The sequence below is a fragment of the Gordonia sp. NPDC057258 genome (assembly GCF_042668985.1).
In the GTDB taxonomy this organism is placed as follows: domain Bacteria; phylum Actinomycetota; class Actinomycetes; order Mycobacteriales; family Mycobacteriaceae; genus Gordonia; species Gordonia hongkongensis.
Genome location: NZ_JBHUXZ010000008.1, coordinates 52,928 through 68,298, shown reverse-complemented (window position 1 = coordinate 68,298; position 15,371 = coordinate 52,928). Strand labels below are relative to the sequence as shown.

Here is a 15,371-nt window from a genome sequence, read left to right as displayed (position 1 = left end):
CCGCGAGGCCAGGTTCGCGCCGGCCACATCGCATTCGGACTACCTGCTGGGGTCCCTCCCGCGGAGGGGACGGGAGGACCCCAGCAGGAGGCGGCTGATCGGGCCCGATCGGCACGACCGTCTCAGCGCGCATCAGATCGACGGCAATTCTGCCGATTCTTACATCTTTCGCTCCGTTGGGTCATATCGCGGATTTCGAGAAGAAACGATCTTTAATCGTCCTCTAAACTCCGTAACGTGTGTTCGACGATTCGTCGTCGCGACATGCATGCGCGTCACGCGCATCACGAGTGAAAGAGGATGCGGCCATCGAGCACCGACAACGCGGAGACCAGGATGAACGGCCCGCCGCTCATTTCCGGGCTCTTCGCCACGGACCGGCCACCGGTGAGATATCCGGCCATCATCACCTTTTCTACGACAACGCCGATCACGTCCTCAAACAGGTCCGGATGCGCGAATGGCATGTCCGCGTCACCATCGCCGTACTGGTCGCGGTGTGCGGGGCGCTCGGCACGATCGCCCTCTTCACGCCGAGTGGCACACAGGGATCCGTCCCGCGCTCGATCGCCCTCGGCATCGTAGTCGCCACCACGATCCCGATGGCTTACGTGGTCAGCCGGGTCCACCTCGGCGTGATCTGGTGGACCAAGCAGTCGTCGATCAGAGGATTCAACACCCTGTTCGTCCTGTGGGCCGACGCAGTGCTGACCGTCGCGATCCTCGCCATCTCCGACATCATCCTGGCCCAGTTCTGCGCCGTGATCTTCGCCGTCATCGGGTCATATGTGGCCCATTTCGTCCGGTCCCCGGTCGCGTACGCCCACATGATCTACTCGAGCATCGCGGTCTGCGCGATGGGCCTCATGTCGTGGGCAGATGGCACTCCGGTGTTGAACGTCCTGTTCACCACACTCGCTTTGTTGGTCGTCACCAATGGCACCACGGCCCTTCATCGCAGTTACACATCCGATTTCCAGCGATCACTGAAACATCAGCTCATCATGGCGAATACCGATTCGCTCACCGGATTGCTGAATCGTCGCGGCTTCATCTACGCGACGACGACAATGCTCCGTCGCAGCCCCGCTCACCCGTTCGCATTGGTCACCGCGGATGTCGACCGGTTCAAGGCCATCAACGACGAACACGGTCACGCGACGGGTGACGACGTCCTGGAGCGGGTCGCGGCAATTCTGCAGGGGGCCACCGACGAGCAGGCCATCGTCGCGCGGCTCGGCGGTGACGAGTTCGCGATCGCGACGCTCGCCGACGAGACCTCGGTGCGCGCGCTCGCCGAACGCATCCGCGCGCGGCGCATCACGATCCCCGGTGGTGCGACCGCGACGATGAGCCTGGGGATCGCCGTGGGTGTCACACCGGGCGGCCACATGTCCCCCGACGACGCCGACGCCTTCATCCGGCACGAGTTCGACGTCGCCGACGACGCGCTCTTCGACGCCAAGGCCGCAGGCCGCGACACCTATGTGGTGGCGGGGCGCACCGCCGCCCCCCGGCCCACCGAAGGACGCCCGGCTACAACAGCACGCCCGGGTTCAGCAGACCGTCGGGGTCGAGAGCCTGCTTGATCCGAGCCGTCAGTTCCATGACGTCGGGCCCCACCTGGTCGGGCAGCCAGCCCTTCTTCAGTCGCCCCACCCCGTGCTCGCCGGTGATGGTGCCGCCCAACTCGATCGCGAGGTCCATGATCTGACCGAAGGCGACCTGCGCGCGCTCCGCCTCGTCCACATCGGCGGGGTCGAAGACGATCAGCGGGTGCGTGTTGCCGTCGCCGGCGTGGGCGATCACCGAGATCATCACCCGGTTGTCGGCCGCGATCTCGGCGACACCGTCGATGAGGTCGGGCAGCGAGGGCAGCGGTACGCCGACATCCTCGAGCAACAGCGATCCCAGCTTCTCCACCGCCGGGATCGCCGCGCGGCGGGCCGCGGTGAACGCCTCGCCCTCGACGGGGTCGTCGGTCGCGAAGACCTCCCCGGCGCCGTTCGTCTCGAACGCCTTCCGGATGAACTCGACCTCGGCCGCGCCGGCCGCACCCGGGGCGTCGGACTGGGCGACGAGGAGCGCCCCGGCCTCCCGGTCGAGGCCCATCCGCAACAGGTCCTCGACGGCGTTGATGGCCACCGAGTCCATGAACTCGAGCATCGCGGGACGCATGTCCCCGGTGACCGCCAACACCGCCCGGCTGGCGTCGTGCACCGAACCGAACACACCGACGACGGTGCTGGCCGGGCCCTGCGGTGGCAACAGCCGCAAGGTGACCTCAGTGATGATCCCGAGAAGCCCCTCGCTGCCCACGAACAGCTTGGTCAGCGGCAGGCCCGCGGAGTCCTTGAGCTGCTTGCCGCCGACGCGTACCGCCCGGCCGTCGGCCAGCACCACCTCGAGGCCCAGGACGTAGTCCGTGGTGACGCCGTACTTGACGCAGCACAGCCCGCCGGCGTTGGTGGCGACGTTCCCCCCGATCGAGCAGATCTCGAACGACGACGGGTCCGGCGGATACCACAGACCCGACGCGGCGGCCGCGGCCTTCACCTCCGAGTTGAACAGTCCGGGTTGCACGACCGCGGTGCGCGTCGCCGGGTCGACGTCGATGTCCCGCATCTTCTCGGTGGAGAGCATGATCGCGCCGTCGACGGCCGTCGACCCGCCCGACAGACTGGTACCCGCACCCCGCGTGATGACCGGGACACCGTTGGCGGCACACCAGCGGACGGTGTCCTGCACTTCGGCGGTGGTGGTCGGCCGAACCAGCGCGAGCGGGGTGCCGGCCGTCGGATCGGCGGCACGGTCCTGCCGGTAGCCGGCCAGGATGTCGGCGTCGGTGACCACCATGCCGTTGGGGAGGGAAGCGGCCAGCGAACTCGGGTCGACACTCATCTGTTCAGAGTATTCGCAGACCGAACGACCACGGTTTCAGATTGATACATGGCCGGAAACGCCGGGCACCGCGACAATGAGCAACGTGAACGATTTCAACGCGACCGTCATCAACGAGTTCCGCTCCAACAACGGGCATGTGGACACCGCCGGCTTCGGCAAGAACCTCGTGCTCCTGCACACGCTGGGCGCCAAGTCCGGCGAGCCGCGGATCAGTCCCCTGTTCGCGCTGCCCGACGCCGACAGCTGGCTGGTCATCGGCTCGTACGCCGGTTCGCCGAAGGCCCCGGCGTGGGTGCACAACCTGCGGGCCCATCCCGAATCGGTCGCTGTGGAGGCACCGGCGGAGAACGGCGTCGAACGGCTCGACACCGCGGTGACCGAAGTCGAGGGTGACGACTGGGAACCCGCGTGGCAGAAGTTCATCTCGGCATCCGAGCAGTTCCTGAAGTACACCGAGACCGCGCAGGGCCGGCGGTTCCCGATCTTCAAGCTGACACCGGCTCGCTGACCCCGGCTCGCGGGCACCGCGGTTACCGCGGCCGGCCCTCGAACGCCACTACCCTGGCAGGGTGTTCGAGGTTGGCGAGAGCGTGGCCGGCTTCACCATCGACGACTTCCTCGGTGGCGGGGCGAGCGCAGATGTGTTCCGGGTCCATCGCACCGGCGACGACGGGGGCCCGTCGTGCGATGGGCCGCTGGCCCTGAAGGTCCTGCACCCGAACGCGTCCGACCACGCGCGGGTCCGGGAGCGCTTCGAACGGGAATTCGGGATCGCGTCGCTGCTCGACCATCCGCACATCGTGCGCATGATCGAGCACGGCGAGATCGCCTCGCCGCGCGGGTCGCTCGGGCCGCGGCACCTGCCGTCGATGTGGCTGACCATGCAGTACATCGGCGGCCCCGCGGCGACCGCCCTCGTCCCCGAGCGCGGCGACGAGCCGGACATGGACACCATCCTGCGGGTGGCGATGCAGATCGCCGATGCGCTGGATCATGCGCATTCGCAGGACATCCTGCATCGCGACGTGAAACCCGCGAACATCCTCCTCTCCCGCACCCCGCGATCTGTGGGTACACCCCTCGACGCCTACCTCTCGGACTTCGGGATCGCCCAGTTCCTCGACGACACCCGTCCACTCGCGCGCAACGGTCGTGTGCAGGGTTCCATCGGCTACGCCTCGCCCGAACTACTGCAGGCCCAGAAGCTCACCCCGGCAACCGATTTCTACGCATTCGCGTGCACGCTCGTCGAACTCATCACGGGCACACCGCCGTATCCGCGGAACACCGCTTTCGCGATCACCTATGCCCACCTCAACGACGACCCGCCGAAACTCACCCGACGCCGCCCCTGGCTGCCGTCGGCGATGAACTCGATCTTCGCCAAGGCGCTGGCGAAGTCACCGGACGACCGGTATCCCTCGTGCACCGCCCTCGTCGAGATCCTGACCCGGCTCATGCGGGACGTGCCCGTTCCGGAGTCGCCGCAACGCTCGACCTGGTGGCCCCGCGGCCGGTGAGCGGTCAACCCGCCGCGTCGTCGATCGCATAGACACGAACAGCGGTGTCGCGGAATATCTTCCGCAAAGCCTCCGAACCCCACTGGGACACACAGTCGACGAGTGCGCCGACCAGCACGTCGACCGCGGCGTTCGGCCGATCGATCGGATAGTTGGACCCGAACATGATGCGGTCCGACCCGAAATGGGTGACGATGTGCTCGACGAAGGGACCGATCATCTCGGCGAGCGTGGCCTGACCGCCGATGTTGCCCCACCGTTCGTGACCGTAACCCAGTATCGGCATCGCCAGACCCGACAGCTTGACGACGACGTTGCGGTGGTTCGCGAGGGTCGTCATCCGTTCTCGCCACAATCGCCAGATGTCCGCGCGCGCAGCGGCTGTCGCGCCGGTGCGGACACCGACGGGACCGAAGACCCCCGCCGGGATGCCGAAGTGGTCGAGGACGATCGTCGTGTCCGGGTACTCCCGGGCCAGCAGGATGACGTCGTACAGCTGATGGGAGTACACCGACGCCTCGAAGACCAGATCGCGGCTCGCGAGTTCGGCGAACCCCTCGAGGAACGCCGTCGAGGACAGCAGGTTGTCGGTGTCCCCGCCATCGCGGACGCGCGGATCAGGATGTCGGGACGCGACGATGCGGATGCCGCGGAACCGCGGGGAGGCCGCGAACTGTTCGTCGAGCATGGTCGCGAACGTGCGGGTCCGCGGATCGCCGTGCGAGATGACGGCGCCGAGGCGGGGGGTGCCGGCCTGGCCGAACGGCAGGCTCTCGAGATATCGGGTCTCCTCGACGGCGGTGCTGTCCACCGGGGGCTCCGCGGCGTCGGCGACCTCGCGGCGCCAATGCGACTCGACGTGCACCACCGTGTCGATCGGTACCCCCACCACGGTCGGCACCAGCGCCGCATCGGTGGCGTACTGACGCGGCTCGTAGGCCCGGGCCACGGTGCGCGGGGTCAGGATGTACTCGCGGTCGGCGCGCGAGACCACGAGCGGAAACACCCGGTCGCCCAAGGTGGGGACGAACCCGTACAGCCGCGACGCCCGCGTGGCCGCCCACGGGGTGCGCCGCGGGTTCCAGTGCTGCACATGGGCATCAACGATGCCCGTGAGGACCCCTTCGAGGGACGTCATCCCCGTACCTTGCCACACCTCATCACTGTCCGACATGGGATGCCGGATCATGAATTGTGCCGTGTTGAGGACTATCTTGAACCGGGCGGGGAGACGAGCCGCGACGGAGGTGTGATCTTTTCGAGATGGCGACACATACGCGCCACGCGCTGCATCAGCTGCGGACGGCTGTCAATCGGCAACCCGACCGGTTCGTCACCAACGTCTACACCCGGATGTTCGCGATCGATCCCGACCTGCGTGACCTGTTCGGGGTGTCGATGGCGGCCCAGCGAGTGGCCTTCCATCGGGTCATCGACCATGTGCTGGAAGCGATCCCGGCCGAGTCGGGTCACGCCGAACTCGTGGAGTTCCTCGCGCAGCTCGGACGCGACCATCGCAAGTTCGGGGTCGAGCCCGAGCATTACCACGTGATGTACGCCGCCCTGATGGGCGAGTTCGGCAGCCTCATGGCCGGTTACTGGGACGCCGAGACCGAACAGACCGTCTCGCAGGCGATGATGCTGGTCACCGGGGTCATGCGGGGCGCGGCCGAGAGCGCGACCCATCCCGCGCGCTGGACCGCCGAGGTCGTCGAGAAGTACCGGATCACCCGGGACCTCGCGGTCGTCCGACTCCTCGCCCACTCGCCGCTCACGTTCAACACGGGCCAGTACCTCGAGGTGCACACCCCGCAATGGCCCAAGCAGTGGCGCAATCTCTCCCCCGCCATCCCGCCCAACCCGGCCGGTGAACTGGAGTTCCACGTGCGTGCGATCCCCCGTGGAACGGTCAGCACCGCGATCGTGAGCGAGACCAGCATCGGCGATGTGTGGACCCTCGCCCAGGGGCACGGGACGCTTCACGTCGACCGCGACAGCAAGGTCCTCATGGTGGCGGGCGGGACCGGGCTCGCACCGCTGCGGGCGTTGTTGATCGAGATGTCCATGCGCGCGGATTCGCCGGAGACGCACATCTTCTACGGCATGCGCTACCCGGGCGAGCTCTACGACCTGACCGTCCTGCGCCGCATCGCGTCGACCAATCCCTGGCTGCGGGTCACCGCCGTGTCCCAGGAGGAGAGCGATCCGTGGTGGATCAACGCGGTGGCGACACCCGCCGAGCTCGGCATCGACCACGAGATCGGCACCCTCGCCGACGTCGTGGCCCGGTCCGGTGACTGGCAGGACCGTCAGGTGCTCATCGCGGGATCACCGCAGATGATAGAAAACACCCGACGCACGCTGATCATCGCGGGCGTCCGGGCCAGCCGCATCCAGCACGACCCGGTGTTCTGAGCCGGCACAAGAGTTGAATTCCCCGAACCGGTTGCGGCTCAGGGGACTTCGAGGCTCGGCTCGCCGCCGGCCGGAGCCGTGACCGTTTCGGTCTCGGTCACGGTGTACGTCTCGGGAGCCGACTCAGTCACCGTCTCCGTTCGAGTGACCGGACGCGGGGTGCTGGTGACCGTCGTCGTGCGGACGGAGGTCTCCGTCTCGGTCTCGGTGACCGTCGCCTCCTGGGTCGAGGTGACCGCTGCCGGTGTCTCGGTCACGGTGACGGGCGCGGGTTCGGCGACCGTCGACTCGGCGGTGAGGATCAGCGTCATCCCGACGGCGGCCAGGAACACGGCCGCGCCGATGGCGGCGCCGACGAACCACCAGCGACGTCCCGTCGACGTCCGCGGGGCGACGGGGGGTGCTGCCGCGGCTACCACCGCGGCGTCGGCCGCACCGAGGGCCGAGGCCAGCGCCGGGTTGTCCGCGACGGTGACGGGGCGTTGCGCCGCGTACTCGAAGGCCGGCGCGATGCCGGGGAGTTGCGCGCCGGGGCCGACCACGATGACCGACGTGATGTCACGCCCGCGCGGCAGGCGGGTGACCGCCGTCGCGAGCCGGGTCGCCGCGTCGGTGTCGGTGACCGAGGCGACCTCGCCCGGCGCGAAGTCGGTCGTGCCGAGCACGGCGCCGGAGGACGTGTCGACGGTGGCGAGGGTCGTGCCGGCGGCCGGCGCGGCATCGCGATCCAGGTCGACGACGGCCACCACCCCACCGCGCGTCGCATGCGTGCATGCGATCTCGGCGAGTGCGGCGGCATAGCCGGTGACGACGACCTTCTCCGTCCACGACGGCCCGGTGCCGACGCCCGGCGCGAAGGCCCGAGCCAGGTGGTCGCGGACGTCTGCGCGGGACGCCGAGATCCCGATGCGGTCGACCTCCACAGGGACGGAATCGACGAGTTCGAGGATCGCGGCCTCGGCACCGGCCGCCGACGCGTCCGGGAGGTCGACGAGATTGCTCGCCAGGACGTGGCCGTCGGCGTCGCGGACCACCGAGCTGATCTGGTCGTCGACGACGGAGATACCCAGGACCACGAACCCCGGCATCGGGCCGTTTGCCGGTACCTCGGACATGGTTCACCTCCCGTCGCCGACCTTGCTGTGGCGTTCTGACCCGCAAGCCTAGCGGCTGACGCGAGGACCGGGGCATCCGGCTGTGTCCGGCGTCCGGCTCAGATCGACTCGGCAGCGTGCTGGGTGTACGCGGCGTCGCGCACCGCCTCGTCGGTTTCCAGGCCGGCGCCCAGGGCGCCGCCGACGGTCGCGAGGGAGCACGTCAGCCAGGCAACCTCCAGATAGTCGGTGAAGCCGACAGGGTGGTCGAGCGTCGCACCGATGACCTGCGGCACCACGAGGCAGAGCGCGCCGATCGCGGACAAGACGAACAGCGCCGCGTAGAACGCGCCCACACCGAGAACGACTGTGATCATGGTGACGATGTTGAACAGCACCACCTGTTCTCGCGTCTGTCGGGAGCCGCCGCGTTCCCACAGGTCGGCGCCGATGATCAGGGTCGCGGTGATCGCGATGATCGAACCGAGTGCCACGCCGGTGAGCCGAATCCCACCGAAAGTGTCTGCGAGCAGCCAGATGTCGGCGGTCACCAGTGCGAAAACCCCGGCCGCGATAGCGCCGGTGAGTGCGCGGCTCAGGCCGAGTGCCAGCCGCCACGGGCGGTTGGCGCGCACCATGCCGGTGAGCAGACGCAGGTTCCCGGTCAGGACACGCGCGGTGAACGCGGTGCCCGCCTCGTCGACGTCGGTCCCGAGTTGGCGCACGCGATGGCGCAGCGCCGACCGCGCCGGCGACTTCTGGTGACCGCGGAGGTCGTCGGCGTCGGCACCGAGGAGTTGACCGACGAGTCCGGTGATGATGCCGCGGGCCCGCTGCCGCACTCCGGTGGCGCCGAGCGCCGGCACCGAGAGGACCGCGACGCCGTGCACTGCGTTGGCGTGCGCGACGACCGGACGTTTGCCGACGTGTAGCGGCAGGTCGGTCAGGCAGAGCACCAGATCCCACTCGTGTTCGAGCAGAAGATCTCTTGTGGCGTCGACGATCTCGGCGTCGCCGGCCGGCGGCTGTACGACGCCGGCCTCGAGGAGATCCAGCTGCCAGCGCGCGCCAGGGAAGGTCGTCTGGATGTGGTCGGTGAGGTCGGCTTCGATGAGCTTGCGGGCGAGGTCGATCGCCTGGCCCGGCGCGGCGACGATGCCGAGGACGACGACGGGTTCATCCGAGGTGCCGGGCTCGGGGAACGACTCGGGGGAAGAGGAGTCCATCAAGGGTGACGGTCCGGCTCAGGCGAACCGGGCCGCGAGGGCCCGCAGGGTGCCCTCGATCCCCTTGCCGTTCTTCTTGTCGTAGCCGATGAGTTCCATGATCTTCGGTACCCGGAGCGTCGAGTAGTCGAAGGTCTCGGTGACCGCGGTCGTGGTCGGTGACGTCGAGTCGAGTTCCCACCGCCAGCGGTGCCCCATCGGGTGCTGCCATTCGACGACCCGGCCGGGTTCGAAGTCGGTGACGGTCGAGGTGATCTTGTACGGCACGCCGTACTGCTTCATCCCGACGCTGAAACGCGCCCCACGGGTCAGCGTCTCGGGCCCGTCCACGGGGGTGTCGCGGACCGTGCCGGAACCGTCGAGCTCCGGATGCCGATGCGGATTCGACACGAGCGCGAACACATCGGCGACCGGGGCGTTCACGACGACCCGGCGCGAGACCTTGTGCGGGCCGGAGTCGACGGTGGTGACGGGTTCAGGAGCCATACGCTCAACGTTACGCACGTCCGTGGGCTCGCGTCGAAACCGCGTCAGTCGGTGGTGCGTTTGCGTCGCGGCTGCCAGACGACCAGGGCGTTGGTGCGCGGCACGGGGACGAGTTCGCCGCCGCGGCGGGTCCGCGACGCCTGCACCTCGTCGGTCAGCTCGCGCACGCGGTGCTGGAGCGCCTCGACCTGATTGCTCAGGTCGATGATGCGTTTGATGCCCGCGAGGTTGACGCCTTCCTCCTGCGAGAGACGCTGGATCTCGCGCAGGAGTTCGACGTCGCGGGACGAGTAGCGGCGGCCACCGCCACTCGTCCGTTGCGGGGTGACCAGGCCCAGGCGGTCATACGTCCGCAGGGTCTGGGCGTGCATGCCGGCGAGTTCGGCGGCCACCGAGATCAGGAAGGTCGCGCCGTCGCCGTCGAAGTTGCCCGCACCGGCCATCACTCATCGCCCCCAGTCCGCCCGCGGGTCGAAACCGCTTGCCCGCTCGGCCTGGTCGTAGGCGCGCATCGCCTCGACCGCGGCCTCGTCGAGCTTGTTCGGAACCGCGACCTTCACGGTGACGAGCAGGTCGCCCGCCCCGCCGGAGCGCTTGGGCACTCCACGACCGCGCACGCGCAGCGTGCGGCCGTCAGTGGTGTTCGGCGGGATCTTCACCCCGACCGAACCCTCCAGGGTCGGAACCGAGACCGTCGCTCCGAGAACGAGTTCGGAGATCCGCACCGGCAGCTGCACCCGAAGGTCGTTGCCGCTGCGGGTGAACTGCTTGTGCGGGGTCACGTGCACGACGACGTAGAGGTCACCCGACGGGGCGCCACGACGACCGGCCTCGCCCTGCCCGGCGAGCCGGATGCGCTGACCGTCCTCGACGCCGGCGGGGATCCGGACGTTGATGGTGCGCGCGCGGACCTTCACGCCGCTGCCGTCGCAATCGGTGCACGGGTCGTCGATCCGCGACCCGGTGCCCTGGCAGTCCTGGCAGGGCTCGCTGAATCCGAACGCGCCCTGGTTGCGGCTCACGAACCCGGAACCGTTGCAGTTCGCGCACACCCGCGGACTGGTCCCGGGCTTGGCGCCCGAGCCGTGGCAGGTGGTGCAGGGTGACGGACTCGTCACCCGCAGGGGGACGGTCGTGCCGAGCGCGGCGTCGGAGAACGAGAGCGTCGTCTCGGTCTCGAGGTCCTTGCCACGACGCGGCCGGCTCGCCGTCGAAGTACGTTGCGTTCCGCCGCCGCGGTTGAACAGGCCGTCGAAGATGTCGCCGAAACCGCCACCGCCGCCGCCGGTCTGCGCCCCGCCGAACAGGTCGCCGAGGTCGAAGTCGCCACCGCCGCCGGTGGTGTAGGTGGTTCCGCCGCCGGGGAAGCCACCCGGGAAGCCGTTGCCGCCGCCGCGGAATCGTCCGCCGGCGAACATGGCGCGTGTCTCGTCGTATTCCTTGCGCTTCTCGGCATCGCCGAGGACGCTGTGGGCTTCGGACACCCGCTTGAAGCGCTCTTCGGCCGCGCTGTCACCTGGATTCGCATCCGGATGCAGCTCGCGCGCGAGCTTGCGGTAGGCCTTCTTGATCTCTTCAGCCGAAGCGTCAGAAGCAACGCCCAGGTCCTTGTAGAAGTCGTGTTCTAACCACTCACGTTGTGGTGCCACCAGACGTCACCTCCTTGAGTTCTGTTGTCTGGATTGAAGTTTCAGTTGGGGTCACCTGCTCCCTGAGGTGCGAGCAGACCACCTGCTCCCTGAGGTGCGAGCCGACCACCTGCTCCCTGAGGTGCGAGCGAAGCGAGCCACGAAGGGTTCGTCGCCCTTCGTGGCTCGTCGCTTGCGCTCCTCGCACCTCAGGGATCAGTGGTGAGTTCGCCCACCCAGGATCGAGCGACGGTCGTTCTATTGTGCACCGGGCGCGTCGCCCGCGGGAGCGGGATCGGTGACCGTCACCATCGCGGTGCGGATCACCTTCTCGCCCAGGCGGTAGCCGCATCGGTACACCGATCCGATCACCGGATGTGCCCCGGTGCCGTCGTGCTGCACGGCTTCGTGGAGTTCGGGATCGAACTCGTCACCCGCCGCACCGAAGGCCACGAGACCTTCGGCGGCCAGCACACCGGTCAGCTTGTCGGCGACCGAACGCAGCGGACCGCTGTCGAGGTCGCCGTGTTCACGGGCACGGTCGAGATCGTCGATGATCGGCAGCAGCTTGTCGATCAGGATCTGCTTGCCGTAGGCGACCGAACCCTGCTTCTCCTCGGCGGCACGCCGCCGGAAGTTGGCGAACTGGGCGCGTTCTCGCTGCAGGTCGGCCGTCAGCTCGGCGACGCGGGCATCCGGTTCGTCGGCTGCGGCGTCCGGCTGCTCCTCGGTGGCCTGTGACATGTCGGTCTGCTCGTCGACGACCGGTCCGGCATCGGCCGGGCCGGGTCCGGCGGCCGGCTCGTCGCGCACCTCACCCGTCTCCGGGTCGATACGACGACGGTCGGTCACCGTCACCGGCTCCTCGCCGGACCCATTCGACGAATGGGCTCCTGCGGTCACTTGTTCTCCTTCGAGTCGGCATCGTCGACGACCTCGGCGTCGACGACGTCGGGATCGGTGTCGGCCGCGGCGGACTCACCGTTGGGGGACTCGGCAGCGGCGTTGGCGTAGATCGCCTGGCCGAGGGCCTGCGACTCCTCCGACAGCTTCTCGATCGCGGACTTGATCGCCGCGGTGTCGTTGCCCTTGAGCGCTTCCTGCGCCCCGGCGACGGCCGCCTCGACCTTCTCCTTCAGCTCCGCCGGGACCTTGTCCTCGTTCTCCTTGAGGAACTTCTCGGTCTGGTGGACCAGCGACTCCGCCTGGTTGCGGGTCTCGGCCTCCTCGCGGCGCTTGCGGTCCTCGTCGGCGTGCGCCTCCGCGTCCTTGATCATGCGGTCGATCTCGTCCTTGCTCAGGCCCGAACCGTCCTGGATGCGGATCGAGTTCTCCTTGCCGGTGCCCTTGTCCTTCGCGGTGACGTGCACGATGCCGTTGGCGTCGATGTCGAAGGTCACCTCGATCTGCGGGACACCCTGCGGGGCCGGAGCGATGCCGCCGAGCTCGAAGCTGCCGAGCAGCTTGTTGTGCGAGGCGATCTCGCGCTCACCCTGATAGACCTGGATCTGCACCGACGGCTGGTTGTCCTCAGCGGTCGTGTAGGTCTCCGACCGCTTGGTCGGGATCGTGGTGTTGCGCTCGATCAGCTTGTGCATCACGCCGCCCTTGGTCTCGATACCGAGGGAGAGCGGGGTGACGTCGAGCAGCAGCACGTCCTTGACCTCACCGCGGAGCACACCGGCCTGCAGTGCGGCGCCGACGGCGACGACCTCGTCCGGGTTGACGCCCTTGTTGGGCTCGCGGCCACCGGTCAGTTCCTTCACCAGGTCGGTGACGGCCGGCATACGGGTCGAACCACCGACGAGCACGACGTGGTCGATGTCGCCGACGGAGATGCCCGCATCCTTGATGACGGCCTGGAACGGTGCGCGGGTGCGCTCCAGCAGATCAGAGGTGATCTTCTGGAACTCGCTGCGCGAGAGCTGCTCGTCGAGGAACAGCGGGTTCTTGTCGGCGTCGACGGTGATGTAGGGCAGGTTGATCGAGGTGCTCTGCGAGCTCGAGAGTTCGATCTTCGCCTTCTCGGCGGCCTCACGGAGACGCTGCAGGGCCATCTTGTCCTTGGTCAGATCGATGCCGTTCTGGCTCTTGAACTTCTCGACGAGCCAGTCGACGACGCGCTGATCCCAGTCGTCACCACCGAGGTGGTTGTCACCGGAGGTCGCACGGACCTCGACCACGCCGTCGCCGATCTCGAGCAGCGAGACGTCGAAGGTACCGCCACCGAGGTCGAAGACCAGGATGGTCTGTTCCTTCTCACCCTTGTCGAGCCCGTAGGCCAGGGCGGCCGCGGTCGGCTCGTTGACGATGCGGAGCACGTTGAGGCCGGCGATCTGGCCGGCTTCCTTGGTGGCCTGACGCTGCGCGTCGTTGAAGTACGCCGGGACGGTGATGACCGCGTCGGTCACGTCCTCACCCAGGTACGACTCGGCGTCGCGCTTGAGCTTCATGAGCGTGCGCGCGCTGATCTCCTGCGGGGTGTACTTCTTGTCGTCGATCTCGACGGTCCAGTCGCCCTCGCCCATGTGGCGCTTGACGGAGCGGATGGTGCGGTCGACGTTGGTGACCGCCTGGTTCTTGGCGGGCTGACCGACCAGCACCTCGCCGTTGCGCGCGAACGCGACCACGGACGGTGTGGTCCGCGCGCCTTCGGCGTTGGCGATGACAGCGGCTTCGCCGCCTTCGAGCACGGCCACCACCGAGTTGGTGGTACCGAGGTCGATTCCAACAGCACGAGACATGTTTGGCTTCCTCCTAGTTTGCGGGTGTGCACCCGAGTCCTTGTCCCGGGGTCTCGCGACCGCGGGGATGTAGTGGCGAAACTCTGCGGGACCGGACTTCAGTGCGTCCGACTCATGTCCTACTGAAAAAGTAGATCCGAGTCAAACCGACTTGAGTCTTCATCGCTCAGGTTTCTCGAAGTGTGTAACGGGGGTGGTCGACGGATTGTTCCCCGGTCGGCCAAAAAAGTTGAGCGGAGTTCGCTCAATGTCGGCCGGGGCCTCAAACGCGTATGACGTTGCGCCCGGTTTCCGGGCACAACGTCATACGGATGCGTGGCTTCTTCGACCTCGCCATCGCCGGGGCCCCGGCCCCGCAACTTCCACGGTGGTCAGTACGCCACCACCCCAACACGCTGCGCCTCCGTTACCCATCGGTCCCGGTCGCGTGGGGGCTACGGTCGATACATCCCCTCGACGCGGAGGTGGCGATGACCAAGACCACACCGAGCGATCCGCGATGGGTGCTGTGGCGCGTCGCGCCGGCGTCTGGCTTCGAGGTCGACGACCCGACCGGGCGTGGCGAGGTCGAGATCGCGCAGATCGACGAGCGACAGTTTCTCGTGCGCAACGCCTTTCGGTTCTCCGATCCCGCGGTCGAGGAGTACCTCGTAACACAACTGGTCGAGCGAGGACAGACGGAAGCCCATGCGCGGGGCGCCGTCGACGCGGCCCGCACGTTTGTGCCCGGCGACGACAACCCCACCGACCTCGCCTCGATCCCCCGGTTCCTGCGCTGGTTTGAGAACCCCTACGGCAGACACTCACTCGCGGCGCTCATCCACGACGAGCTCATCACGGGCACCGTCAACTCCGGCGCGCTCGGGAGTGACACCCTGTCCGACCGGTTCTTCCGCGAGATGATGCGGGCGTCCGGCGTCCCCTGGCTCAAGCGGTGGATCATGTGGTCGGCCGTGGCACTTCGCACGCGATGGGTCGCCGGCGGATGGCGACGTCTCAGTGTGGTCGCGTGGCTGGTGCTGAGCCTCGTCGGCATCTGCGCGGCGGTCGGTTCGGGCGGGGCGTTGCTGTTCGATTGGTCGTGGCCGACATCATCGCCGGCGGTCTCTCTCCTGCTCTCCCTGCTGATGATTTTCGTCGCCGCGCCGCTGTGGGGGCGCCAGTGGGCGGCGAGTCTCGTTGCGGCCGTGGCCGCCTTGTGGGTCCTGCCCGCCGCGATCGTGGCCTACTTCGCCTATGCGCTGTATCTGTTGTCGGAGAGGATCGCTCGCACCGTCGGGCTCACGTAGCGGCTCGGCCGAGCATTCTTGTCGGTGGTCGGGTCTATCTTGGATGTATTAGTTGGACCGGTCAA

General features: G+C 68.0%; 14 protein-coding genes and 1 pseudogene. 5 read left to right on the top strand and 10 right to left on the bottom strand.

Annotated elements, in window-relative coordinates:
* Positions 1–284 precede the first annotated feature (284 nt).
* A complete protein-coding gene (locus ACFUEJ_RS08280) occupies positions 285–467 on the bottom strand; it encodes a hypothetical protein (protein ID WP_388028594.1) in 183 nt (60 codons plus the stop codon).
* Here ACFUEJ_RS08280 and ACFUEJ_RS08275 point away from each other — a divergent pair.
* Positions 453–1,589, top strand: a complete 1,137-nt coding sequence (locus ACFUEJ_RS08275) for a diguanylate cyclase (RefSeq protein WP_388028591.1) — start codon at positions 453–455, stop codon at positions 1,587–1,589. The genes ACFUEJ_RS08280 and ACFUEJ_RS08275 overlap by 15 nt on opposite strands.
* Here ACFUEJ_RS08275 and ACFUEJ_RS08270 read toward each other — a convergent pair.
* Positions 1,537–2,901, bottom strand: coding sequence for an FAD-binding oxidoreductase (locus ACFUEJ_RS08270; protein ID WP_388028588.1), 1,365 nt, complete (start codon positions 2,899–2,901; stop codon positions 1,537–1,539). The two genes, ACFUEJ_RS08275 and ACFUEJ_RS08270, sit on opposite strands and share 53 nt — an antisense overlap.
* Before the next feature lie 85 nt (positions 2,902–2,986).
* Between ACFUEJ_RS08270 and ACFUEJ_RS08265 the strand changes: the two genes are divergently transcribed.
* Together ACFUEJ_RS08265 and ACFUEJ_RS08260 are read left to right on the top strand one after the other, a co-directional pair.
* Positions 2,987–3,412 carry a nitroreductase/quinone reductase family protein gene (locus tag ACFUEJ_RS08265; protein ID WP_388028585.1) on the top strand — a complete coding sequence of 142 codons (426 nt, stop codon included), beginning with the start codon at positions 2,987–2,989 and terminating at the stop codon, positions 3,410–3,412.
* Positions 3,413–3,473: 61 nt separating this feature from the next.
* A complete protein-coding gene (locus tag ACFUEJ_RS08260) occupies positions 3,474–4,424 on the top strand; it encodes a serine/threonine-protein kinase (RefSeq protein ID WP_388028582.1) in 951 nt (316 codons plus the stop codon).
* A 4-nt stretch (positions 4,425–4,428) separates the two neighbouring features.
* On the opposite strand, the gene ACFUEJ_RS08255 is transcribed toward ACFUEJ_RS08260, so the two are convergent.
* Positions 4,429–5,562, bottom strand: coding sequence for an amidohydrolase (locus tag ACFUEJ_RS08255; RefSeq protein ID WP_068970792.1), 1,134 nt, complete (start codon positions 5,560–5,562; stop codon positions 4,429–4,431).
* A gap of 113 nt (positions 5,563–5,675) precedes the next feature.
* Between ACFUEJ_RS08255 and ACFUEJ_RS08250 the strand changes: the two are divergent.
* A pseudogene (locus tag ACFUEJ_RS08250) lies at positions 5,676–6,839 on the top strand (FAD-binding oxidoreductase); the annotation flags it as partial.
* A gap of 38 nt (positions 6,840–6,877) precedes the next feature.
* On the opposite strand, the gene ACFUEJ_RS08245 reads toward ACFUEJ_RS08250, so the two are convergent.
* The 7 genes from ACFUEJ_RS08245 to dnaK all read right to left on the bottom strand — a co-directional run bounded on the left by ACFUEJ_RS08245 (position 6,878) and on the right by dnaK (position 14,017).
* Positions 6,878–7,954, bottom strand: a complete 1,077-nt coding sequence (locus ACFUEJ_RS08245; protein ID WP_338855962.1) for a hypothetical protein — start codon at positions 7,952–7,954, stop codon at positions 6,878–6,880.
* A gap of 98 nt (positions 7,955–8,052) precedes the next feature.
* On the bottom strand, positions 8,053–9,159 hold the full coding sequence (locus ACFUEJ_RS08240) for a hypothetical protein (protein ID WP_259936746.1): 1,107 nt from the start codon (positions 9,157–9,159) through the stop codon (positions 8,053–8,055).
* A gap of 18 nt (positions 9,160–9,177) precedes the next feature.
* Complete coding sequence (locus ACFUEJ_RS08235; protein WP_338855963.1) at positions 9,178–9,645, bottom strand: SRPBCC family protein; 468 nt, start codon at positions 9,643–9,645, stop codon at positions 9,178–9,180.
* Positions 9,646–9,689: 44 nt separating this feature from the next.
* Positions 9,690–10,088 (bottom strand): heat shock protein transcriptional repressor HspR, encoded by a 399-nt coding sequence (locus ACFUEJ_RS08230; RefSeq protein ID WP_137809513.1) that lies wholly within the window; start codon positions 10,086–10,088, stop codon positions 9,690–9,692.
* Positions 10,089–10,091: 3 nt separating this feature from the next.
* Positions 10,092–11,294, bottom strand: a complete 1,203-nt coding sequence (gene dnaJ, locus ACFUEJ_RS08225) for a molecular chaperone DnaJ (RefSeq protein ID WP_058249666.1) — start codon at positions 11,292–11,294, stop codon at positions 10,092–10,094.
* A 237-nt stretch (positions 11,295–11,531) separates the two neighbouring features.
* Positions 11,532–12,176: a nucleotide exchange factor GrpE gene (gene grpE, locus ACFUEJ_RS08220; RefSeq protein ID WP_058249665.1), complete on the bottom strand. Its 645-nt coding sequence runs from the start codon at positions 12,174–12,176 to the stop codon at positions 11,532–11,534.
* The gene (gene dnaK / locus ACFUEJ_RS08215; protein WP_065632453.1) at positions 12,173–14,017 is read right to left on the bottom strand and encodes a molecular chaperone DnaK; all 1,845 of its coding nucleotides are present in this window, start codon (positions 14,015–14,017) and stop codon (positions 12,173–12,175) included. Before dnaK ends, grpE begins: the two co-directional genes overlap by 4 nt.
* 470 nt (positions 14,018–14,487) lie before the next feature.
* On the opposite strand from dnaK, the gene ACFUEJ_RS08210 reads away from it, so the two are divergent.
* Positions 14,488–15,306: a DUF1353 domain-containing protein gene (locus ACFUEJ_RS08210; RefSeq protein ID WP_211539802.1), complete on the top strand. Its 819-nt coding sequence runs from the start codon at positions 14,488–14,490 to the stop codon at positions 15,304–15,306.
* Positions 15,307–15,371: the final 65 nt, after the last annotated feature.